The sequence below is a fragment of the Aurantibacter sp. UH7 genome (assembly GCF_056839165.1).
Genome location: NZ_CM166388.1, coordinates 146,237 through 168,372 on the forward strand (window position 1 = coordinate 146,237; position 22,136 = coordinate 168,372).

Sequence of the window (22,136 nt, forward strand, 5' to 3'; positions counted from 1 at the left end):
ATAAGTTGACCAGATAATTAAATATTTAGGCTTTGTTAAATCGCTTGGTATTATCTTTGTAAAAACTAATTACCATTTATAAAGTAACCCCTATTGTATGCAAAAAATAGTAGCACTAAAGAGGTATGTATTAGGCTTCTTTTTAGTGTTAACTATTATTGCTGGTTTACTTTTACCCAACTTAAAATTCTCCTTTGATTTTAGTCAATTTTTCCCAGAAGGCGATGAAGACCTTGTTTTTTATCAAGAATTTATAAAAGAATTTGGCGTCGATGATAGCTTTCTTTTGGTTGCGGTGGAAAGCAAAAGCACCGTGTTTGATGAAGATTTTATCAACCGTTTCAATGATCTAACTCGAGCTTCAAAAGAAATTCCATATATTATTGAAAATCAATCGTTAACAAGTTTATTTTATCCTCTAAAAACAAGTTTCGGCTACACCAAATTACCCATTATTAGAAGAGCAGATTCCACAAAATATGCAACAGATTGGAAAAAAATCCAACAAGACGGATTATTTGTAAATACACTCATCGATAAAGATGCCACATCATTAGTCCTTTCCTTAGAGACCGAGGATAAAATTGATTATGCACAAAGTATAGAACTATTAACAGCGCTACGACTACTACTAAATGAACATGGTTTCGAAAACTATCATATTCTAGGGCGGGCCTATTTTTACGAGGCATTAATAGCAATGCAAAAAGAGGAATTAAAAAAAACTTCAATTGCCGCTTCTTTATTAATAGTATTCATACTTTTTCTTGTTTACCGTCGCTTTATAGTAGTGGCAATAACTATGTCATCTATATTACTTGCCTTACTATTATTTTTAGGCTTATTATCGCTATTGGGTAAAGAATTAACCACATTAGCCTCTTTTTACCCCATACTAATCTTAATAGTTGGCACATCTGATGTCATTCATATTTTAGATGATTATCTCGGAAAATTGCGTGAAGGACTCGAGAAAAATGAAGCTATGCTTCGCACACTTAAAGAAGTTGGTATTTCTACATTACTTACTTCTGTTACCACGGCCATCGGATTTGCTTCGTTATTAACCTCAAAATCTAGTGTAGTAAGTGGCTTTGGAATTAATTCCGCTATTGGCGTATTAGTTGCTTTTATTACTATTATTTGCTTTACTTGTACGCTTTTACTTCTAGTTAAAAAAGAAAAAGTATTGCCGAAAAATGGTGTTTCTTCCAAATGGATAAAAGGCTTAAGCGAAGTAAACAGTTTTACAAAGCGATATCCAAAGCGAATTTTAATACTGAGTATTGCCTTTACTGCAATCTGCATTTTAGGAACTACAAAAGTTAATACGAACTACCAGATAAAAGAAAGTTTGCCATCAGGTAGTCCGATTGCTAACGATTTCGATTTCTTCCAAAACAACTATGGTGGCTTTAGACCCTTGGAAGTAGCGGTAATTACTAAAAATCAAAATAAAATCACCGACTTTGCGGTAACTAATGAAATTGAAAAAGTAGAACAGTATTTAAAATCATTAGGACCGGTACGCAATGTACAATCTGTAAATGCTTTTTACAAAGGGTTACACAAAGCTAATAATTTAAACAAATCTGAGTTTTTCGTGCTTCCGGAAAAAGAAGAAACTTTTGAGAAATATAAAAGTGAAGTAAAAAAATTAGCACGAAAGCCTTTTGCCAAATTTGTAAATAAAGATGAAACAAAATCAAGAATTGCGGCTAAGGTTTTAGATGTTGGTCTCGACACACTAAATACGGTTTACAATAAATTTTACGATTTTACCGCAAAGAATACAGATACTACTATGGTCGATTTTAAATTAACCGGAACGGGAATCTTACTAGATAAAAATGCATATTACGTTAAGGATAGTTTACTGCAAGGCCTATTATTAGGCTTACTACTCGTAGCCATAATTATGGCTTTACTTTTTAAAAACCTCAAATTACTGCTCATATCATTATTACCAAATATGTTACCCTTACTTTTTGCAGCAGCACTCTTAGGATTTCTAGAAATTCCGTTAGAGGCAACTATATCTGTAGTTTTTGCTATTGTTTTTGGTATAGCTGTTGACGATACCATACATTTTCTTGGTCGCTATAAAGTGTGTATTTCAAAAGGGTTGACTAAAGAAGAAGCATTACAAATAACTTTTACTGAAACAGGACGAGCGTTGGTGATTACCACATTAATTCTCTTTTTTGGCTTCTTGGTATTGTTGCTTTCTGTGCACACGCCTAGTTTTACTATCGGTTTATTAATTAGTGTCACCCTATTAACAGCACTAATTTTAGACCTTTTACTATTACCGGTTTTAATGCGAAAATTATTGTAAAATAAAGTGGCAGTATACTACTTATTATTAATCTGATGTTATTCTCATACTTATTAATATTTAGCAACAAAAGTACACTATAAAAAAATGATTTAACGACACCATTATACTGCCAATTAAACCTTAAACTGGCTCAAATTACTTTATCTTGCACTTTTTAATTATGTACGCATGAACCCTTCAGCCTCAGGATGGATTGACAAGTACGGACACTTAGTCAAAGACAACCTAGAAACATATACCAACCTAAAGGACCTCTATGGCGATCTTAAGAAAACAGGGTTTGTTTATGGAATTAATGTTAAGGTGCCCAGCTTTATTAAACCGGAGCACACATTATCTGAAGATGAGATAGCCAAAATTAATCTACTCACCGCTTTATTTTTTACGTATAAAATTGAAACTGAGAATTCAGATTTCAATTCGTTTTTAGAAAGTGTTTTAAGGTTCTATGACATGCTTGAAGTAAGCGGACTCTCTTTTTTAAGTATGCTATTTACGGGGAACAAAACTTCTACCAAGTTGGAGAAGCTTATTGATTCTAGGGTATATCTTGAAGATAATATGTTAAGTAAAACCTTCAACAGCATTATCACCAATTCATTATTATTTATAGATGTATTAACCTATAAGTTTCATTTAACACATGAAACAGGCATAAGAGAGCATGCACAGCTATTGGAGTTCTTAACCATAAACACCACCTTTCATGCTCTGAATTCGAAAGAAATAAATAAGAGTGACGAACGGCTGGCACATCTTTTTGAGGCATCACTAACATTCGTTGATTTTGAAAAACAAGCTTTTGATGGTACCTATCGCGAAAAATTAGTTGCAAATAATTCTGAATGGGAAAATCGTTATTTCCTAGATATTGCCTGTCTCACCGTATGGGAAGATCAAACGTTTGAATACAAAGAATCTGAGTTTATTCATGGTATTGGCCGAGATTTAAAAATTGCGGAAGATTCAATTAAAAGAGCCCTCGAAGAAATTACCGATTTTTTTGCAAAGAATGCAGATATTATTCCCTTTCTAAAAGACAATAATTTAGCAGTACAGTTTTATGAAAGTATGGCTAAGGTTGTTGACAAACTTATTTCTCGGAATAGTAAACGACTTAAAAAAGAACTGTTAGATAGCAAAGAACTAGTTGCGCTTTTAACTAAATCTACTGTTAAAGATTTAAACGAAGAAGAGAAAAAAAAGGTGCAAAATCAGTTGATAGATATATTTAAAAGCATACCTTCGTTAGCGATATTTCTTTTACCTGGGGGTGCAGTTTTATTACCAATTTTCATTAAATTAATTCCGAAATTATTACCCTCAGCTTTTGATGACAATAGAGTAGATAAAACCAAGTAATTGGTTGATCTTAAGCACTATAAGAAAAATCTATGGTGGCATTCAACAATTTGTAATCCAACACTTTAAATAACTTTACTCCAACCAAAGCTTAAAGTCTCTTACGCGTTCTCTACTTACAATAATTTCCTGATCATCGAAGTGATTTAATTTGATTTTAAGCCTTGAATTTGAGTATGTTATGATGTCTTTTATATGGTCGACGTTCACATAAAATTTACGACTAACTCTAAAGAATTTTTTTGGTGACAATTCATTTTCAAGATTTTCTAACGTAGTATCCATCAAATAATTTCTATTCTCAATTGTTGCAGCATAAGTTCCCTTATTCTCGCTGTAGAAACATTCTACCTCATCGGCATTTATAATCTTAAGGTGCTGCCCTACTCTTGCCGTAAATCGTTTTTTATATTCTCGTTCAATTGGGTTTACAAGCAGTTTTTTTATGTCCTCAAAATCTAGGCTTAACTTGGTAGCTTTAGGCCGTAATTCTTTATATTTTTTTACGGCATTTTCTAGATCTTCATCATCAATTGGCTTTAATAAATAGTCTATACTATTTAATTTAAATGCCTGCAGGGCATACTCGTCATACGCAGTTGTAAAAATAATTGAGCTTTTAACTTCAACAGCATCAAAAATTTCAAAAGAGAGTCCGTCTGACAATTGAATATCTAAAAAAATTAAATCTGGATGTTCATTGTTTTCAAACCATAAAATAGATTCTTCCACAGAATGTAACATCACAGATACATTCACATTCAATTCTGCTAAAAGTCTTGACAGTCTACGTGCAGCTGGTTTTTCATCTTCTATAATAATCACTTTCATATACAGGTAGTCCTTTTAGTTAGTTCTGAATATTTTCCTCCTCATTCATATATTTCTCAATCTGTCGCTCTTCCCAATTTTTAAAAAACTTAGGTGTTAATTCTTTAAGCGGTTTAGACTTCAGCACAAAAACATGAAAGGCATGTACTCCTAGTACTATGCCCCAAATAACGGGCGTACCAATAATATTCCAATCTAACCACTGAAAAAATCCTTCATCTGTGATACCTTGTTCCGCAAAAAAGTCAAAGGCTCTAAATTTAAAAATCAACAGTAGAATATTAGCTATAATGAAAATTCTAAGGTGTTTATAGAACTTTTTTAATTGTTTCACTCTGCGTTCTGCTCGTTTTAGTTTTGCTAGGTGGTCCATTTTATTCTGATTTTAAACATGCGTTTAACTGCACGTTAATTGTACTTAGATATATTTAGTTGTTGTTTTCTTTTGTTCTGCAATGTATTTTATAATCTGCTGTTCTTCCCATTGCCTATCAAAAAACAATCCTTTTTCATATACTCGTACGTATTCAATAAAAACAATTACTGTGAATACTATTGGTGTTGATAAGAAAATTAAGATAGGCACTTTAGCATATGGAGCATCGCCAGCAAAAATTAATACGGCCATACCAATCATAAAAACGGATGCAATTATTGAAGAGGCCAAAAACGAATGGAACTTTTTTATCTCTTCTAACTTATATTTTGCGCGTACTTCTTTATTGTTATCGTTCGTATTCATTATCTAAATCTTTCTACGCGTTCTTTTTCTTGTTGAATGTATTTCTGTATTTGTTTCTCTTCCCAATCTTTACCAAAAATTGAAACTAACGAGAATACTTTTATAGCATGTGCTGCGAGACCTATTCCCCAGAAAATCCATATTGCAAAGGTGCCGAAATCGAAAAAAGCTTCTGAAAAACTTTCACCTGATGCCAGGTTCTGAATAATCTTAGAAACACTTATAAATAAATTTACGCCTAAATACGAAGCTAAATGCCAGTAAAAACCTTTTAGTTCTGCAATTCGTTTTTTAGCTCTATGCATTTTTTTACGATCTGCTCTTGTTTCTATTTCCATCTGTTTTGATCTTTATCTTCGTTCATTAATTCCTTTATCTTACGCTCTTCCCATCCGCTACCAAGGAAAGGATTAAATCCAAACACTTTAATTGCATTAAAAATAATTCCTATTCCCCAACCAAATGCTGCCCATAAAAACCAAGGATAATTCCATTTATCGGTATAATAGTTAATAGCTGCTAGCATTGCAATTACAAACACATAGGAGATTATGTTGGTATAAAATTTCTTTAATTCTTCCACTCTTTCTTGAGCTCTTAAATACTTGCTTTCTTTATCTGAATGTTCCATTTTACTTTTATTATTTATTCAAATCTCCGATAATACTAGATTATTACTAAATATACATTTCCGAATTGTTGTTTTCTATGGATGGATTGTAATACACTCTAATTCGGAAGATAAAATCTGCCTATTACGGTTTAAAACTTATCATCATCCATATACTTTTTAATTCTTCGTTCTTCCCATCCTTTACCCCAAAGCGGGTTATAGCCATAGGCTTCCATTCCATGAGCAATAACACCTATACCCCAGCCTACTATCGGAAATAAGACCCAAAGAAAACTACTTGTTTGATAGTTAAGAATTACCAGAAATGGAATTACAATACAATAGGAAAGTAGGTTTCCATAAAACTTTTTTATTCGCTCTACTTTTTCCTTTGCTTTTTTATAGTATTTATCATCTATATACACACGCTGGGTTTCTATTGCAGAAACTTGTTTTGTGAGCATTGGCAATTCTACACTAAAGTCTGTTGTGTCTTTTTGTATTAAAACTTTTCTATCCGTCAGTATTTGATAGCGTTGTTTAATATTTTGTAAGCCAACACCACTGCTTTTACGTACCACTTGTTTTCCTTGCAGGTTATTACTTACCACCAACATGTTGTCTTTTTCAAATACTTTTATATGTAAGGGTCGGTCAGACGTAACTACATTATGTTTTACAGCATTTTCTAAGAGCAATTGTAGAGACAGTGGAATTATTTTAGCATCGGGGTCTGTACTCTTATCTGGGATTTCAAAAACGATACTATCTTCGAATCTCATTTTTAATAATCGCACATAGGTTCTTGCAAACTGCAATTCTTCATCAACAGAAATTAAATCTTTATTTTTTTGTTCAAGAACATACCTATAAACCTTTGACAATGAGGTTGTAAACTTTTGAGCTTGGTGCGGATCTTCTTCAATAAGACTAGTTAAAACATTTAAACTATTGAAGAGAAAATGGGGATCTAGTTGGTTCTTTAAGGCATCGAATTTAGCTGATGCCGTACCAGCAATAATCTTCTGTTCTTTAACTTTATTTTCTTGCCAGTGTTTATAAAAATGAAATGCATAAAAAGCAAGCGTAATAATTATGGCAATAAACATCGGAATCCAATACGAATCAGGACTCTGACTTGCTACAAATTCATCGAAAGAATCCCCAGCGATTATAACTTGTAAAATTAATCTTGAGACGAATATGGCAGCAAACGATGCCAGCATATTCATTACAAAACCTAATCCTAAATTCTTAAAGGAACTTATAAGGCTACCATATTTCTTTCTAAAAAAACGCCATGCATAAATATTTGCCAGATAGATTAGCGTAGACATTATCAAATTCTGATAATATTCTTCCCAAGCTTCTGCAGGCGTATACCCACCATTAATAGCGCCAGTGGCATATAGAATAACGAGTACAACAAAAAATATAACCGTACCGATTATTAAAGCGTTTAGTATGTCTTTTACAAATCTTTGCATATTACTTATATCCAGTAATTTTTAGTATTCTAATAGTCAATTGAAAGTTTAATAGGCTCACCATTAACTTCAAATTTTGCTACCTTCCATTTTGGTGGACCAAATTTTGCTGGAGCATTATTGGACGAGCCTACATCTTCTTTTGGTATACCTAACATGTTTGTATCCAATTTACTATTGTCGTTTTCATCATGGTAAGATGATATAGCGTACGTTCCGTTTGGCACGTTTTCGAAGGTTACTAAACTTTTGCCCTCTTTAATGTGCCCATTCAATCCCTGGTCTATTTCCTTTAGCCATTTTTCTTCAGCATTGTACAGACCTATTCTAATCTGCCCCTTATCATTATCAATATCATTAATAACGACTTCTATTTTAGTACCATTAGTGTCTTGGCCAGTGATGCCAATTGTACTACCCAAAATCAATAGCATTGCGAATATATTTTTCATATACATAAGTTTTAAGCAAATATGGAATACAAGTTAGTAATCTTAAATAAATAAATACCGAGTTGTCAATATTGAATGATGGAATGTAAACCAAAGAAAATTTTATGTAATACAAACCAATATACTTTGCTTAAATCACAAACGTTCTATTATAGTCTTTATAAACACATGATAAAAACTTGTCATTTTAGCATAGAAAAACCAGAGTTCTATAAAAACTCAATAATAACCACAATAGCCAAATATATTGTTTTAGCTATTGCTACCTTTTTTGGTGTATTAATAGTAATTAGTATATATCTAAGTGGTTCTGAATTAAGTTTTGAACTATTCTTAGGTATAGGCATACTACTTACATTGTTCCTATATCTTAGACATTTTCTAAGAAAATTTAAGCTCTCTGATATTTATGATATTGTAATAGATAACCAAAAGCAAGAGATACGATTGAAATCTATTGACAAATATAAAGGCAATGAACTATCTAAAACAATACAATTTTCTGATTTAAAAATAGGTTATTCAATTAATGATGACAGTTTATTTGGAAAGCAACGGATTTTTAATTTTTTCGAAAGCCAAAAACTCTACAACTCTTTAAACATTGACAAAACAGCCTGGGCTAGAATTACCAATCTTAATGAATTTATTGAAGAACTGGGCATTCTTGGAGGCTTTGAAACCAAAAATAAATCAGAATTTCTACCAGATAAGCCTAACTACAGACAATAAGCTAATTACTATAGCCGCCAAACATTTTAAAAGCTCTTTTTCAAATTTCACCTAGCTTTGCATTATGGTTAGAAACATCCAATTACGAGTAAGCTTAAAGGAGGAAGCCCAGTTAGGGTTAAAAGCTAAAACTGCTAAATACTTAAGTGTTTCGGAAAGTGATATCGAAGTTAAAGTACTCCGAAAGTCAATTGATGCCCGTAAACCAAGCATTTATTTCAACTATAAATTAGAGGTTTACATTAACGAACCCATACCAACCGTTAACCCATATTCCTTTGACTATAAAGATGTTTCTAAAGCTAAAGCCGTTCACATTATCGGTTTTGGTCCTGCAGGAATGTGGGCAGCCCTTAGATGTTTGGAATTGGGCTACAAACCCATAGTACTCGAACGCGGTAAAAATGTACAAGACCGACGGCGCGACTTAAAAGCAATTAATCAAGACCATGAGGTAAATAAAGATTCTAATTACTGTTTTGGAGAAGGCGGTGCAGGCACTTATTCAGATGGTAAATTATATACTAGAAGTTTAAAACGTGGCGATGTACGTCGCGTTTTTGAAAGTCTCGTATTTCATGGTGCAACAGAAGAAATTTTAGTGGACGCTCATCCACATATAGGCACTAACAAACTACCTAAAATTGTTCAAAACATACGCGAAACAATTATCAGACTTGGTGGCGAAGTTCATTTCGAATCAAAAGTATCCGATTTTAAGATTGAGAATAACAAATTGAAATCAATCGTTATTAATGATACTGAGGAGGTAGCTGTGAATAGTGTAATACTAGCTACCGGACATTCCGCACGCGATATATTCTATCTATTGGATAAAAAAGAAATTGCGCTGAAGGCAAAGTCATTTGCTATGGGCGTTCGTGTAGAACATCCGCAAGAAATTATCGATTCCATTCAATACCACTGTCATGGCAAACGCAACGAATTACTTCCTGCAGCAGCCTATAGTTTAGTACACCAATCTAAAGGTCGCGGTGTATATTCATTTTGCATGTGTCCGGGTGGCTTTGTTGTACCTGCTGCCACAGCACCAGGTGAAGTAGTTGTAAATGGAATGTCACCTTCAAAAAGAAACAATTTATATGCAAATTCGGGGATTGTTGTAGAAATAGATGTGGATACTGATTTATACAAATATGAAAAGTTCGGTGAATTAAGAGGTTTAGAATATCAAAAGAACTTAGAGCGTTTGGCATTTACTTCAGGCGGAAGAACACAAACAGCACCCGCACAGCGATTAACAGATTTTGTTGAAGGGAATTTATCGGCAGACCTCAACCCTACCTCCTACCAACCGGGATTGAAATCGGCACCATTACATTCTTTACTTCCAAAATTAATAGGTAGTCGTTTGCGTGATGGCTTTGCTGAATTTGGCAAAAAGATGAAAGGTTATTACACAGCACAGGCAAATATTATTGGTGTAGAATCTAGAACCTCATCACCCGTAACCATTCCGAGGAACGAAAAATTAGAACACCCGCAGATAAAGGGTTTATTCCCATGTGGCGAAGGTGGTGGATACGCCGGCGGAATTGTTTCAGCAGCTATGGATGGTGAACGTTGTGCAGAAGCGGCCATAGCAGAATTATAAAATTTAATTTTTATTTAAATCGATTAGAACCTAAGAATTTAAGTAGTAAACTGCCATTTTAAACTTACCTTCGCCGCTTATTTATTTATATGACATTCAAAGAATTAGGCCTCGCAGAGCCAATATTAGATGCCCTAGAAGGGTTAGGATATAAAACCCCCACTCCCATTCAACAACAAGCTATTCCTATTTTATTAAAGGGAAAAGATTTATTGGGCGTTGCACAAACAGGTACCGGAAAAACCGCAGCCTTTGGTATTCCAATTTTACATCACCTTTATAATTCTAAAAACCAACAGCAAGGTAAAAGAAAAATTAGAGCCTTAATTGTTACCCCAACGCGGGAGTTAGCAATACAGATTGGTGATAGTTTAACAGACTATGGCAAATATACAGGCATACGAAATACGGTTATTTTCGGTGGCGTAAAGCAGGGCAAACAAGTAAATACACTTAGAAATGGAGTGGATATTCTTGTTGCAACTCCGGGTCGACTTTTAGATTTAATGAATCAAGGTTTTATAACTTTTAGAGATATAGAATTTGCTGTTCTTGATGAAGCCGACCAAATGCTTGATATGGGATTCATTCACGATATCAAGAAAATTATTGCAAAACTACCATCGAAACGACAATCCCTTTTCTTTTCGGCTACCATGCCAAAAGACATTGTGGTTCTTTCGCGAAAAATATTAGGAGATTTTGAGCGGGTAACTATTAAACCTGAGCAAGCAACTGCTGAAAAGGTAGAACAAGGTGTTTATTTTGTGAGCAAAAAGAACAAACCGAAACTTTTAGTGCATTTACTACAAGAGCGATCTTCCGATTCTGTTTTAGTATTCTCGCGAACGAAACATGGCGCTAACAAAATAGTAAAGAAATTAGATCAGGCAGGTATAAAAGCTGCTGCTATTCATGGTAATAAATCTCAAACGGCTCGGCAAAAAGCTTTAGGCGCATTTAAAGAAGGAAAGCTAAAGGTATTAGTAGCTACAGATATTGCCGCCAGAGGAATTGACGTTGAAGAGTTGGCGCTAGTAATCAATTTTGACTTGCCCAATGTTTCAGAAACTTATGTACACCGTATTGGTAGAACGGGGCGTGCTAGTGCTAGCGGTATTGCTTTATCTTTTTGTGATAAGGAAGAAAGAGCTTACCTGCGTGATATCGAAAAATTGATAAAACAGGAAGTTCCAAGAATGCCCGAACATCAGTTTGTAGATGGTGATGATGATGAGCCAGAAACGGTACAACAACCGAGAGGACCTAAAAATCCAAATCAATCTAGAAACAACAATCGCAATCGAAATCGTAACCGAAATACTAACCGAAATACTAACCGACCAGCGAATTCTAATAATCGCAATTCTAGAAGACGTTCTGGCAATAAAGGGAGTGAGAATAGATCGTAACGATTTATTAAATATCAACACCTACCGAAATTTTTAAGACCCGATAATTGCTATCGGGTTTTATTTTTTTAAAAGCTTTTATATTTGTCCTACTTATGAAAAGACAATTATTTATTTATGGTAGTGGGCGGCATACTGTTCCCTTTTTAAACTATATGGCGAAAGCTACGGGGAAAGAAAAACCTAACTTTTGCTTTATTCCGACAGCAAGTGGCGAGGACCAAAATTATATCGATTCTTTTTACGAGGTGTGTTCACAAATAAATGTAGTACCCCATGTATTAAGCGTTTGGATAAACTCGTACGACCAAAAAGAGTCGTTTGAAGAAATCATCCAAAAAATGGATGCCATAGTGGTAGGCGGTGGAAATACGCTAAACATGTTAGCTATTTGGAAAGCACAAGGAATAGATACTGCCTTACAAGATGCATATGACAATGGTGTTGTGATGGGTGGTGGTAGCGCTGGCTCATTGTGTTGGTTTAATTCAGGTACCACAGACTCTAGGCCGGGAGCATTGAGTATAGTTAATGGGATGAAATTTATAGACAAAAGCCATTGTCCACATTACAATTCGGAGCAGTCGCGTAGGCCATTGTATCATAACAATATACTATCGGGAAAGTTAAGTGAGGGTTATGCTTGCGATGATCGTTCTGCCATTCATTTTATAAATGAAGAAGTACATACATCAGTTACTTTAAATGATGAAAACCAATCGTATTATGTGTATGAAAAAGATGGAAAAATTATTGAAGAGCTAATAAAGGGTACGGTGATTTCTTAGTCTTTTTAAGCTAGGATAAATATTGCGGCCATTACATCGTAATCCGAGTATTATTAAACAGTAGGTATATTTTTTAGAGTCTTTGCCATATAATCTTGCCAAGTAACCAAAACATATTTTTCCTTTTCCTTATGTTTCGTTTCCAAAAATCCATATTCGTAAACAAATAGGTAAACATCACCTTTTTTGTTTTTCCAATAGTGGGTAAAGAAATTGGGATTGAACCCCTCGTTCAACAATTCTAGTATTCTAACCGTGGTAAAACCCGACTTGTTGTATCTCTTCAAGACTTTTCTGTTAACTTTCAATTTTTTATCTACCCTTAGAAAGAACTTCTCCTTTTCTTGACGATTTTCATATTGGTGTATTGATTTACATTTTGTTGAACAGAAAAGCTTATCTGCTCTTCCTTTTATTTTTGATTCGCAAACTGAACACTTTTTATCTTTATCCATTTGTAAATGCATATTATACGTATAATATACTGCTTATAATCAAAAACCTAATTACTATTGTCACATGAATTCAATAAGGTCAATTACGTTGTATCATTTGATGATTAATAATCAAAAGATGATTGGAATAAAGTTTAAACCCGATAGGTTAATACAGAACTTGATTAAAGGACTTCCAAATCCTAAATGGAGCACAAAGTATAACATGGCCTATATATCCAATACGAAGAATAACCTTGGGATTATCTTCAATACTTTCAAAGGCAATGCTTGGATAAATTACAATCGATTCTTAACCAACAAGCCTATCAAAACAGGTAACGAAATTGTTGATGTTGATTGGTTTAGAAAAAGAAAACCAATACCCGAATATCGCCTCTGTCCAGAAGAATACTTACTAAAATTAGAATTAAAAAGATACGCTAATAATACTGTTCGCACCTATGTACACTTCTTTGAGATGTTTATAAACTTCCACAAAAACAAGGAATTAGATACCATCAATGAAACTGACATTAGGGCTTTTCTTCAAAAACTTATTCAAAAAAAAGTTTCTAATTCATATATCAACCAAGCAATAAATGCAATAAAATTTTATTATGAGGTAGTTTTGGGTATGCCTAATCGCTTTTACGAAATAGAGCGACCTCGAAAGGAGGCAAGATTACCTATTGTAATTTCAAAGGAAGATATACTTGCTATTATTGAAAACACCAATAATATAAAGCACAGATGTATTGTAGAATTATTGTATAGTTCAGGCCTACGCCGAAGTGAACTGCTCAACTTAAAACCGACCGATATAGACAGTAAGCGAATGTTGGTGATGATACGAGGGTCAAAAGGCAATAAAGACAGGCAGACCTTATTATCTAAAACAGTTCTTGAAAACCTTCGTGTATATTTTAAGGAATGGAAACCACGAGAGTACTTATTTGAAGGGCGAAAAGGAGGTAAATATGGCGGTGAAAGCGTACTTCAAGTGGTAAAAAGAGCAGCACGAAAAGCTAAAATAAAACAAATTGTGACCCCTCATGTTTTACGGCATAGTTTTGCCACTCACCTACTGGAATCAGGAACTGACTTGAGACAAATACAAGTGCTTTTGGGTCATGGCTCAAGCAAAACAACCGAAATTTATACACATGTAGCCACAAATACTTTTAAAACAATCAAAAATCCCTTAGATTAGAAGTATTCACAAAATGGATATAAACAAACAAGTTTGTTTAGCCATACGTTGCCAGTAATTTAAAGAAACACCGAACAATCAAAGAAATTAATGAAAAAATCAACTTTAATACTTTTCCTTTTCCTAATCACAAAACTAACTTTTGGACAAGAAAATGAAAATCGCTTAAACGGAATTGACCAAGATATAGAAACTTTACTAAATTCATATAAAGCCGTTGGTTTGTCAATTTCCGTTGTTAAAAACAATCAGATAGTATATTCTAAAGGATTCGGATATAGAGATTTAGAAAATAATCTACCTGTAAACGAAAATACAATTTTCACAATTGCATCTAGTTCTAAAGCTTTTACGGCTTCCTTATTAGGACTATTAGATTTTGAAGGCAAAATTTCTTTGAAAGACAAACCCAGTTTACATATTCCAAAACTTGAATTTTATAATTCTGATATGGACAATTTAATTACCATTGAAGATTTACTTTCACATAAAAGTGGACTTGGAGAAATCAATGGGACACTTGTTCTTTTTCCTGAACGAAGCAAACTCGAAATCATCAAAAAACTAAAATACATAAAACCAGAAGGCAAACCGAAGGATAGTTGGATTTACAGTAATATGGGATACACTATTGCAGGTACAATTGTTGAAGAAGTAACAGGTGAATCTTGGGAAGATAATTTGAAGAAAAATATCTTTAACCCACTAGAGATGTCAAATTCTTATACAGATTTAAATAACATGAAAATGACTAATAACTTTTCATACGGTTATGGTTTGGTAAAAGGTAAAGTCGAAAAAGTACTATACGAAGAATACCAAAATTATAAACCTGCTGGTGGAATAAGAAGTTCCGCAAAAGATTTGGCAAATTGGATGATAGCTTGGTTAAACGATGGGAAATTTAAAGAAGAGCAAGTTTTGCCAAAAGATTTTGTTAGCAATGCGACTACTATGCATAATATAAGACCTAATAAAAACGAAAAGGAGGTTTTTCTCTTTGGAGATGGTTTTGGGTGGCGAATGGAATCACAAGGCGGAAATTATAAAGTTTACCACGGAGGAAACACATCTGGATTTAGCTCTTTAGTCTTAACCTATCCTTTCGAAAAGTTAGGTATTACTATTTTAACAAATCAGACTAATTCAATTCTGCCATACATTATAGGAGACATTATAAAAAATAGAATGCTGGATTTACCAAAGACTGATTTAAAAGATTATCCTGTAATTGTAAATGATATTTACGTCCCAAGTGAAATAAAGCAAGAATTAAACTCTATAAAGAAGCCAACACAAAACTTATCATCATTCATAGGCATATATGAAAATAAAGGTTATGGGACAATTGAAATAGAACTTAAGGACGGTAATCTATATGCTATTTACCCGTCTTATAAGTTCTTTTTGGAACATTTACATTATAATGTTTTTATTATGAAGCCATTAAAAAATATTTCAGATTTATTCAATCCAGAATTTGCTGTCAGTTTTAGAACTAATAACAATGGCGAAATTTCATCACTGACAATAAATCTACAATCAGAGCCAGTCGAATTTATAAGGAAAAGTAAAGAATAAAAACTACTGGCAACACGGTATATAAAAAATAGCGATTTAATAGCTTAATCGAAAGAAAATGAATAAATTAAAGGTCAGTTATAATCCGAAAAGTTAGTGCTTAAAACTCGCTTCTTTTCATATACAAGACCGTTAGGCAAAATGTAAAAACCTACTGATTTACTTATAATTAGTAGATAAAATTAGAATAACAAACTAAAAAAATCTACTAATCATAATGTAATTAGTAGATAAAGTTAGAACAACAATCTAAAAAATCTACTAATAATGATATAATTAGTAGATAAAATTAGGATTACAAACTGAAATCTACTAAATTTGACATAATTAGTAGATTTTGACATGAAAAAACCTGAATTACCACCGAATCCAGAACTAAGTACAGACGAAACCACCGAACTTATAGCACTATTAGCGGACAAAGAACTAATAGACAAGGTGTTTGAAGTTGAAAAAGACTATCCGTATTGGGAAAAATTCAAACATAAAACAAAAGGATTTAAAAGCAATCCTCAACTACTTTGGAAATTTATTAAACTTCAAAGAACAAGAAATATTTCAAAAATAAAACTCTGCGATGTAAATGGGTTTAATTTCAAGTACAATGTATCAGGAAATACATTAAAACGATTACATCAATTTGATTTAAACCTTGGTGGTATTCTAGAAGGTGGCTCAATTGTTCCCGAACGAGAAAAAGAACGCTTCTTGATTAGCTCACTAATGGAAGAAGCAATAGCTTCTAGTCAATTGGAAGGTGCTGTCACCACTAGAGAAGTCGCGAAATCAATGCTAAGAACAAAGAGAAAACCAAAGAATCATTCTGAAAAGATGATTCTAAATAATTATCTCACAATAAAAGAAATTATATCGATTCAAAAGGAGCAATTAACACCTGAAATCATTAAACGCATTCATTGCTTAATGACTAAAGACACGCTTGATAAAAAAGACAATGAAGGAGAATTTAGAACAAATAATGAAGTAAAAGTAGTTGATGTAAATGGAGAAATATTTTACGAACCGCCGTCACATAACGAGTTGCCTAAATTAATAGAAGCTTTTTGCAAATTCGCAAATGCGAAAAACGACAAGAATTTTATGCATCCTATAGTTAGAGGAATAATATTGCATTTCCTTATTGGTTATATCCATCCTTTTGTCGATGGTAATGGGAGAACTGCAAGAGCAATTTTTTATTGGTACCTAATATCTCAAGGATATTGGCTTGTTGAGTTTTTGTCCATCTCTAGAATAATTATCAAATCACCTAGTCAATATGCTAGAGCATATTTATATACTGAATACGATGAAAATGATTTAACATATTTTATTGATTTCAATTTAAAATCAATGGAACTTGCGTTAAATAGCTTAAAAGAATACATCGAAAGAAAAATTAATGAAAAGAAAAAATTATATAGTATACTGAAAAATGAAAACATAAATGAGCGTCAAGCAGAAACAGTAAAATCTATAATCAATGAACCTGATATAATATTAAACATTAATGAAATTCAAGGTAAGTTTGGAACATCATACCAAACAGCAAGAACAGATTTGTTGAATTTAGAAGCAATCGGTTATTTGAAAAGCAAATTAATTGGAAAAAAATTAATCTTTTTTAAATCCGAACAATTTGACGAAAAAATAAAAAAAATACACTTTGCCTAACAAAGCCTAAACGTAATGCGGACTTTAGGGCAAAACCGAAAGGTCTGTGTATATTTATGAAGTCGCTAAATCTTATGGATTTAGTTATTCACGTCAATTAATAAGTATTCGAATTTGAAAATAGAAGATTTATATATTTATCCAATTAAGTCAACCAAAGGCATAAGCTTGCATAAAATTAATGTGAATACTATTGGATTTGAAAATGATAGATATTTCGGAATAGCAAATTCTAAAAATGAAATTATAACAGCTCGAGAAAATCCGCAACTACTCCAATTTAAAACTGAAATAAACATTTCAACCCTTACAATTTCTTATAAAGATCAGTCTAAATCAATTTCTTTAATAGAAGAAAATAAGGATATCAAACTTTTATTATTTAAGCAAAAAGCTACTGGTAAAATTCTAAATCAAGAAATAAACGATTGGTTTACAGAAATATTAAAAACAGAAAGCAAGCTTGTTAAAATCAATTTTAGTGAACTTCGAAAAACGAATACTGCTGAAATATCATTTAATGACTGCTACCCTATTCATTTAATATCAAAAGATTCGGTCGAATTCTTAAACAAAAAATTAGAGCATTCAGTGGAGTTAAATCGTTTTAGACCAAACATCATTGTTTCAGGAATTGATGCGTTTGAAGAAGAGAACTGGACAGCTGTAACAATTGGTGAATGTGAGTTTAATATAGTTTCGAAAACCAAAAGATGTACTTTAATTACGATAAATCCTGAAACGGGAGAAAAGAGCAAAAAGCAAGAACCACTACGAACACTAGCCAAAACATTGAGAACTGATTCACAAGCTAACTTTGGAATTTATTTAGTGCCTACAAAATTAGGAACGATACGAAAAACGGACTCATTGGTTGTACAAAGTAAATTAGACAATAAAACCAATATTTAATGGCAGGAGAAACTGATATTTCGAAACTATTAAAAGGAATGACTCCCTTTCTAAACCCAGGTGAATATATATTCGCTACTGTAAAGAATTTAAATGAAATTGATAGGAATGAGACTATTTTTGAATTTAAAGAAAAGGAAGGAGCAACTGTTGTGCTTGAAAAATGGAAAGCTGACAAATTAAATGTAGAATATGATTATGTCGCAGCTTGGATTACGTTAACGATTCACTCCGCTCTTGAGGCGATTGGATTAACAGCTGCATTTTCAAAAGCACTCGCAGATCAAGAAATTAGCTGTAATGTAATTGCTGGATATTTTCATGATCACATTTTTGTTGATAAAAAAGATTCGGAAAAAGCCATTAGCAGTTTACATGTCTTATCTAAAAATCTAAATAAATGATAATTATAACATGGTGATATTTTACTTATGAAATATATTCTGATACTTTTTTCGTTTTTCTTAATAGCTAGTTGTTCTGAAAATACAACCACACCATCAGAACAGGTTACAATGTATTATAAAGGCTATAAAAAATCCGATTACTCCCTAATAAGAAAAACGATAGCCGATAGTTTAACTACTATTGAAGGTGATTTCACCATGCCATTTACCCCAGAAAGTTATTACGAAAAGTTTAAATGGGATTCTGTTTTTAATCCTGATTACAAATTAATTTCTATAGAAAACAAAGGTGAACACGTTATTGCTAATGTTGCTGTAAGCTCTTCAAAATTTGAGTTTTTAAAAAATAATCCGATGACCTGTAGCTATCAATTTTATTTTGAATCAGGAAAAATTAACAAGATTATTAGTTTAGATTGTTCAGAAGTGGATTGGGTTATTTGGAAAACTAAAGTAGATGCTCTTGTTGCATGGATTAAAATAAACCATCGGGAATTAGATGGATTTATTTATGACCTAACTATGAAGGGCGCAACAAATTATGTAAAAGCAATAGAACTGTACAAAAAAGCATCACCAAAATTAAAAGAATAACACATAGAATTCTCTAGGGTACCTAGTGTTACATTTATAATCAAAAAGGCCATTGAAATTAAACTTCAATGGCCTTTTGGTTTATTGTAATTGAAATAATCCTAATGCTACTCTACCTTAATATTTGATTTTGCAGCGTTCCAACCACTAATTTCTATTACCGGTTTTATTTGGCTAAGCTCCTCGTATTCCAAAGATATTTCTTTCGATTCTCCGGGTACTAGGGACACATAGTTGTCGCTATAAAAAGTAGGCATGACGCGTTTGCTAGTTTCGCCATCGACTAAAGATATCCGGTTAAAAAAGGCAACTGTATTATCTTCATTGTTCTTTAGCGTAAGTGTAACGGTAGTATCATTTACCTTTTTTGCTTTCGCATCTAATTTTACCTTTTTTAAAGTTTTTAATCCGGAGTAAACCCCTGTACTATCTGGAATCCAGTAAAAGTTATCACTTAGTATTTTTTGTTCTTTATTTAGCAATTGCACTGATAAGAATGCTCCTTTTTCATTGGCTACCGCATCTATTTTTTTCTGAAGGTTCCCAATTAAACGCACACTCGTTTCCTCAATACTACAAAATACTTGCTCCAATATTTTTTGATTTCCATCCATATCAAAGGAGCTGACCTTCAACATAACATCATGTTTCGGTTCGAAAGTATTATTTACAATCATTATATCGCCTTTTATGGAATTATAAATTCCGTGAAAAGGCTCACTCCCAATTCGTGTTCCATATAAACAAGCGTTAGGGTCTAAGTAATAATCGTACATCTGACCACGCAATGATGTCCATGGATTTTGTGTTTTCCAAATAATAGTACCTGTATACCAATCCCACATATGCGCACTAAAACCTTCCATTAAACCACGATATTGATTATAATTCACCAACTGTGCTTTATTGGCAAAATCTTCCATGTCGGTAGGTGCGCCATAAACATCCATACTTTTGTTATAGCCAATGTATTTATGATAACTCCATCCTTTGTCCGTAACCTTTTTTCCATTCACTATTTTTTGCGGCACTACTTGATTCTCTTCTGGAAGAAATCTTTTTAACGAAACTGCGTCACCGGTACCAACCGAACCAACTTCAGAATTAAATGGCCATGTACGCTCTTCCCAGAATACACGAATATCTTGTATGTTATACGGTCCATCACCATTACCTCCTTTAAAATTATATGACATTTCATCAGAGTTGGAGTAATCTATAAACCAACGAGTGCCATCTAATTTTGGTAGAATTTCTTCTTTTAAGGCGTGCATAATATCTTCGGGAGGTGTAATTTCATTTCCACCACACCACATCGCTAAAGACGGATGATTACGAATCATTTTCACCACATCTTTCGCCGACTCAATAAACAATTCATGATCATCTGGGTATTGCCTTCTTGTCCATTGATCTTCTTTTTTCTTAGGATCCAACCAACGTCCATTACCATCGCCACTTATCCAAAAATCTTGAATCACAAGCAACCCGTACTTATTACATGCTTCATAAAATTCAGGTCTTTCTGTTAATGAACCACCCCAAATTCGTATAAGATTTAAATTCATATCCCTATGGAAACGAATTTCAGCATCGTATCGTTTTTCAGATAAACGCAACATGGCATCGGACATAATCCAGTTAGCGCCTTTTATAAATATTTTTTGTCCGTTAACTGATATCTGTTTACTACGGGTACGTTCGTTCCATTCCGTTTGAATTTCACGAATACCGAAATCAACTTTTTCAGCATCTATTATTTTATTTTTAGCTGTGAACGCAATGTTAATTGCATACATATTTTGCGCACCATATCCATTCGGCCACCATAATTTAGGGCTTTCAATACTATGGTCGGGCAAACTAACTTCGGTTATGGTATTGGCATTTAGGGTAACATCTTTGGTTATTTTCACACCATCTATTTCATATTGCAATGTTCCTGAAATAGCTTTATTAGTGGTATTTTCTAACTCTGTCGAAACTTTTAAGGTTGCAGGTTCTTGTATTTCACCAGGCATTCTTACCTCAGGCACAAGGGTAACAACATGCGGGTTTTTTAAGTTTACAACTCCTGTTTTTTCAATAAAAACTTTATCCCAAATTCCTGTATTTCTATCACGAATAGGTTGAATCCAATCCCAACCCGCAACATATTGCGATGAAACGTTTTTTGCAATCATTCCATCTCCGCCTTGGCCACCATTTGGATTTCCAACAACATCTACGGGGTATACAATTACGGCTAATCTATTCTTGCCATTTTTATTTAGAAATTTCGTTATGTCGAAAGATTTACGCAGAAACATCCCCTTATACGGTGATTCGTTTACTTTTTCTCCATTAAGAAAGATATCAACACTGTAATTAATGCCGCGAAAAGACAGCCATACCTTTTCTCCTTTTTTAGCAACTTCTTCAAAATCATTCACAAACCAATAGGTGTAAAAATCACGCCCGGTATCGTAAATATCTTTTATCTTTTCATTGTTCATTCCGTAAAATGGATCCGGAACTTTACCATTATTTAATAAGGTAGTTAAAACTGTTCCTGGAACAGTTGCTGGCATCCATTCTTTTAATTCATACGACGTTTTAGACAATTCATAACCATCAGATTTCGTATTTGCAATTGGTGTACAATACCAATCTTTATTTAGCTCATATCTTTCTTGTGCAGTTACATTTTGAAAAATAAAAAAGACAAAAAATAATAGAAAGGGGAAGTTCAATTTTTTCATAAACAAATTTTAAATAAATTTTAAATAAATTAAATAGTCAAAGAATTTGACCAATGATATTAAATGAGTGATTAAGTAGAAAGTTGAGCTGAGTTTTAAAATTTTACATACCGCTATCGTCTGACTTCTTTATGGAACTCAGATTAACTGGTATTTGAAAATCGATTATTAGAAAAGGTATCGTCCTGATTAGTTCTTACATAGA

21 protein-coding genes are annotated in these 22,136 nt (G+C 33.1%); 12 read left to right on the forward strand and 9 right to left on the reverse strand.

The window, feature by feature from the left end; genetic code table 11:
- Positions 1 to 97: 97 nt before the first annotated feature.
- Both UH7x_RS00675 and UH7x_RS00680 read left to right on the forward strand, forming a co-directional pair.
- Positions 98 to 2,338, forward strand: a complete 2,241-nt coding sequence (locus UH7x_RS00675) for an efflux RND transporter permease subunit (RefSeq protein WP_482361798.1) — start codon at positions 98 to 100, stop codon at positions 2,336 to 2,338.
- Positions 2,339 to 2,509: 171 nt separating this feature from the next.
- Positions 2,510 to 3,703, forward strand: a complete 1,194-nt coding sequence (locus UH7x_RS00680; protein ID WP_482361799.1) for an LETM1-related biofilm-associated protein — start codon at positions 2,510 to 2,512, stop codon at positions 3,701 to 3,703.
- 75 nt (positions 3,704 to 3,778) lie between these two features.
- Here UH7x_RS00680 and UH7x_RS00685 read toward each other — a convergent pair whose 3' ends face one another.
- From UH7x_RS00685 to UH7x_RS00715, 7 genes are all read right to left on the reverse strand, one after another.
- Positions 3,779 to 4,534 (reverse strand): LytR/AlgR family response regulator transcription factor, encoded by a 756-nt coding sequence (locus tag UH7x_RS00685; RefSeq protein WP_482361800.1) that lies wholly within the window; start codon positions 4,532 to 4,534, stop codon positions 3,779 to 3,781.
- Positions 4,535 to 4,553: 19 nt separating this feature from the next.
- The gene (locus tag UH7x_RS00690; RefSeq protein WP_482361801.1) at positions 4,554 to 4,907 is read right to left on the reverse strand and encodes a 2TM domain-containing protein; all 354 of its coding nucleotides are present in this window, start codon (positions 4,905 to 4,907) and stop codon (positions 4,554 to 4,556) included.
- A 45-nt stretch (positions 4,908 to 4,952) separates the two neighbouring features.
- A complete protein-coding gene (locus UH7x_RS00695) occupies positions 4,953 to 5,276 on the reverse strand; it encodes a 2TM domain-containing protein (RefSeq protein ID WP_482361802.1) in 324 nt (107 codons plus the stop codon).
- Positions 5,276 to 5,614: a 2TM domain-containing protein gene (locus UH7x_RS00700; protein WP_482361803.1), complete on the reverse strand. Its 339-nt coding sequence runs from the start codon at positions 5,612 to 5,614 to the stop codon at positions 5,276 to 5,278. Before UH7x_RS00700 ends, UH7x_RS00695 begins: the two co-directional genes overlap by 1 nt.
- Complete coding sequence (locus UH7x_RS00705; protein WP_482361804.1) at positions 5,605 to 5,907, reverse strand: 2TM domain-containing protein; 303 nt, start codon at positions 5,905 to 5,907, stop codon at positions 5,605 to 5,607. Before UH7x_RS00705 ends, UH7x_RS00700 begins: the two co-directional genes overlap by 10 nt.
- 131 nt (positions 5,908 to 6,038) lie before the next feature.
- Entirely contained in the window at positions 6,039 to 7,376 is a 1,338-nt protein-coding gene (locus tag UH7x_RS00710) for a 2TM domain-containing protein (RefSeq protein ID WP_482361805.1), read from the reverse strand.
- Positions 7,377 to 7,405: 29 nt separating this feature from the next.
- Positions 7,406 to 7,828 (reverse strand): DUF2141 domain-containing protein, encoded by a 423-nt coding sequence (locus tag UH7x_RS00715; protein WP_482361806.1) that lies wholly within the window; start codon positions 7,826 to 7,828, stop codon positions 7,406 to 7,408.
- A 168-nt stretch (positions 7,829 to 7,996) separates the two neighbouring features.
- Between UH7x_RS00715 and UH7x_RS00720 the strand changes: the two genes are divergently transcribed.
- The 4 genes from UH7x_RS00720 (at position 7,997) to UH7x_RS00735 (ending at position 12,375) form a co-directional block, all read left to right on the forward strand.
- Entirely contained in the window at positions 7,997 to 8,560 is a 564-nt protein-coding gene (locus UH7x_RS00720; RefSeq protein WP_482361807.1) for a hypothetical protein, read from the forward strand.
- A 64-nt stretch (positions 8,561 to 8,624) separates the two neighbouring features.
- Positions 8,625 to 10,175: an NAD(P)/FAD-dependent oxidoreductase gene (locus UH7x_RS00725; RefSeq protein ID WP_482361808.1), complete on the forward strand. Its 1,551-nt coding sequence runs from the start codon at positions 8,625 to 8,627 to the stop codon at positions 10,173 to 10,175.
- Between the two features lie 89 nt (positions 10,176 to 10,264).
- Positions 10,265 to 11,587 carry a DEAD/DEAH box helicase gene (locus UH7x_RS00730; protein WP_482361809.1) on the forward strand — a complete coding sequence of 441 codons (1,323 nt, stop codon included), beginning with the start codon at positions 10,265 to 10,267 and terminating at the stop codon, positions 11,585 to 11,587.
- A 95-nt stretch (positions 11,588 to 11,682) separates the two neighbouring features.
- Positions 11,683 to 12,375: a Type 1 glutamine amidotransferase-like domain-containing protein gene (locus UH7x_RS00735; protein WP_482361810.1), complete on the forward strand. Its 693-nt coding sequence runs from the start codon at positions 11,683 to 11,685 to the stop codon at positions 12,373 to 12,375.
- A gap of 53 nt (positions 12,376 to 12,428) precedes the next feature.
- Here the strand turns inward: UH7x_RS00735 and UH7x_RS00740 are convergent, their stop codons facing one another.
- On the reverse strand, positions 12,429 to 12,830 hold the full coding sequence (locus UH7x_RS00740) for a hypothetical protein (RefSeq protein ID WP_482361811.1): 402 nt from the start codon (positions 12,828 to 12,830) through the stop codon (positions 12,429 to 12,431).
- A gap of 118 nt (positions 12,831 to 12,948) precedes the next feature.
- On the opposite strand from UH7x_RS00740, the gene xerA reads away from it, so the two are divergent.
- The 6 genes from xerA to UH7x_RS00770 all read left to right on the forward strand — a co-directional run bounded on the left by xerA (position 12,949) and on the right by UH7x_RS00770 (position 19,190).
- Entirely contained in the window at positions 12,949 to 14,022 is a 1,074-nt protein-coding gene (gene xerA, locus UH7x_RS00745) for a site-specific tyrosine recombinase/integron integrase (RefSeq protein ID WP_482361812.1), read from the forward strand.
- A gap of 90 nt (positions 14,023 to 14,112) precedes the next feature.
- The gene (locus tag UH7x_RS00750; protein WP_482361813.1) at positions 14,113 to 15,603 is read left to right on the forward strand and encodes a serine hydrolase; all 1,491 of its coding nucleotides are present in this window, start codon (positions 14,113 to 14,115) and stop codon (positions 15,601 to 15,603) included.
- A gap of 342 nt (positions 15,604 to 15,945) precedes the next feature.
- Positions 15,946 to 17,277 carry a Fic family protein gene (locus UH7x_RS00755; protein WP_482361814.1) on the forward strand — a complete coding sequence of 444 codons (1,332 nt, stop codon included), beginning with the start codon at positions 15,946 to 15,948 and terminating at the stop codon, positions 17,275 to 17,277.
- A 114-nt stretch (positions 17,278 to 17,391) separates the two neighbouring features.
- Positions 17,392 to 18,189 carry an MOSC domain-containing protein gene (locus UH7x_RS00760; RefSeq protein WP_482361815.1) on the forward strand — a complete coding sequence of 266 codons (798 nt, stop codon included), beginning with the start codon at positions 17,392 to 17,394 and terminating at the stop codon, positions 18,187 to 18,189.
- Positions 18,189 to 18,593 carry an ACT domain-containing protein gene (locus UH7x_RS00765; protein ID WP_482361816.1) on the forward strand — a complete coding sequence of 135 codons (405 nt, stop codon included), beginning with the start codon at positions 18,189 to 18,191 and terminating at the stop codon, positions 18,591 to 18,593. Before UH7x_RS00760 ends, UH7x_RS00765 begins: the two co-directional genes overlap by 1 nt.
- Before the next feature lie 27 nt (positions 18,594 to 18,620).
- Positions 18,621 to 19,190 carry a hypothetical protein gene (locus UH7x_RS00770; RefSeq protein WP_482361817.1) on the forward strand — a complete coding sequence of 190 codons (570 nt, stop codon included), beginning with the start codon at positions 18,621 to 18,623 and terminating at the stop codon, positions 19,188 to 19,190.
- A gap of 107 nt (positions 19,191 to 19,297) precedes the next feature.
- On the opposite strand, the gene UH7x_RS00775 is transcribed toward UH7x_RS00770, so the two are convergent.
- Positions 19,298 to 21,931 carry a glycoside hydrolase family 2 protein gene (locus tag UH7x_RS00775; RefSeq protein ID WP_482361818.1) on the reverse strand — a complete coding sequence of 878 codons (2,634 nt, stop codon included), beginning with the start codon at positions 21,929 to 21,931 and terminating at the stop codon, positions 19,298 to 19,300.
- Positions 21,932 to 22,136 lie beyond the last annotated feature (205 nt).

Excerpts from the sequence above, each read along its gene's own strand:
- UH7x_RS00675 (WP_482361798.1), top strand. The coding sequence starts at position 98 with ATGCAAAAAATAGTAGCACTAAAGAGGTATGTATTAGGCTTCTTTTTA.
- UH7x_RS00680 (WP_482361799.1), top strand. The coding sequence starts at position 2,510 with ATGAACCCTTCAGCCTCAGGATGGATTGACAAGTACGGACACTTAGTC.
- UH7x_RS00685 (WP_482361800.1), bottom strand. The coding sequence starts at position 4,534 with ATGAAAGTGATTATTATAGAAGATGAAAAACCAGCTGCACGTAGACTG.
- UH7x_RS00690 (WP_482361801.1), bottom strand. The coding sequence starts at position 4,907 with ATGGACCACCTAGCAAAACTAAAACGAGCAGAACGCAGAGTGAAACAA.
- UH7x_RS00695 (WP_482361802.1), bottom strand. The coding sequence starts at position 5,276 with ATGAATACGAACGATAACAATAAAGAAGTACGCGCAAAATATAAGTTA.
- UH7x_RS00700 (WP_482361803.1), bottom strand. The coding sequence starts at position 5,614 with ATGGAAATAGAAACAAGAGCAGATCGTAAAAAAATGCATAGAGCTAAA.
- UH7x_RS00705 (WP_482361804.1), bottom strand. The coding sequence starts at position 5,907 with ATGGAACATTCAGATAAAGAAAGCAAGTATTTAAGAGCTCAAGAAAGA.
- UH7x_RS00710 (WP_482361805.1), bottom strand. The coding sequence starts at position 7,376 with ATGCAAAGATTTGTAAAAGACATACTAAACGCTTTAATAATCGGTACG.
- UH7x_RS00715 (WP_482361806.1), bottom strand. The coding sequence starts at position 7,828 with ATGAAAAATATATTCGCAATGCTATTGATTTTGGGTAGTACAATTGGC.
- UH7x_RS00720 (WP_482361807.1), top strand. The coding sequence starts at position 7,997 with ATGATAAAAACTTGTCATTTTAGCATAGAAAAACCAGAGTTCTATAAA.
- UH7x_RS00725 (WP_482361808.1), top strand. The coding sequence starts at position 8,625 with ATGGTTAGAAACATCCAATTACGAGTAAGCTTAAAGGAGGAAGCCCAG.
- UH7x_RS00730 (WP_482361809.1), top strand. The coding sequence starts at position 10,265 with ATGACATTCAAAGAATTAGGCCTCGCAGAGCCAATATTAGATGCCCTA.
- UH7x_RS00735 (WP_482361810.1), top strand. The coding sequence starts at position 11,683 with ATGAAAAGACAATTATTTATTTATGGTAGTGGGCGGCATACTGTTCCC.
- UH7x_RS00740 (WP_482361811.1), bottom strand. The coding sequence starts at position 12,830 with ATGGATAAAGATAAAAAGTGTTCAGTTTGCGAATCAAAAATAAAAGGA.
- xerA (WP_482361812.1), top strand. The coding sequence starts at position 12,949 with ATGATTGGAATAAAGTTTAAACCCGATAGGTTAATACAGAACTTGATT.
- UH7x_RS00750 (WP_482361813.1), top strand. The coding sequence starts at position 14,113 with ATGAAAAAATCAACTTTAATACTTTTCCTTTTCCTAATCACAAAACTA.
- UH7x_RS00755 (WP_482361814.1), top strand. The coding sequence starts at position 15,946 with ATGAAAAAACCTGAATTACCACCGAATCCAGAACTAAGTACAGACGAA.
- UH7x_RS00765 (WP_482361816.1), top strand. The coding sequence starts at position 18,189 with ATGGCAGGAGAAACTGATATTTCGAAACTATTAAAAGGAATGACTCCC.
- UH7x_RS00770 (WP_482361817.1), top strand. The coding sequence starts at position 18,621 with ATGAAATATATTCTGATACTTTTTTCGTTTTTCTTAATAGCTAGTTGT.
- UH7x_RS00775 (WP_482361818.1), bottom strand. The coding sequence starts at position 21,931 with ATGAAAAAATTGAACTTCCCCTTTCTATTATTTTTTGTCTTTTTTATT.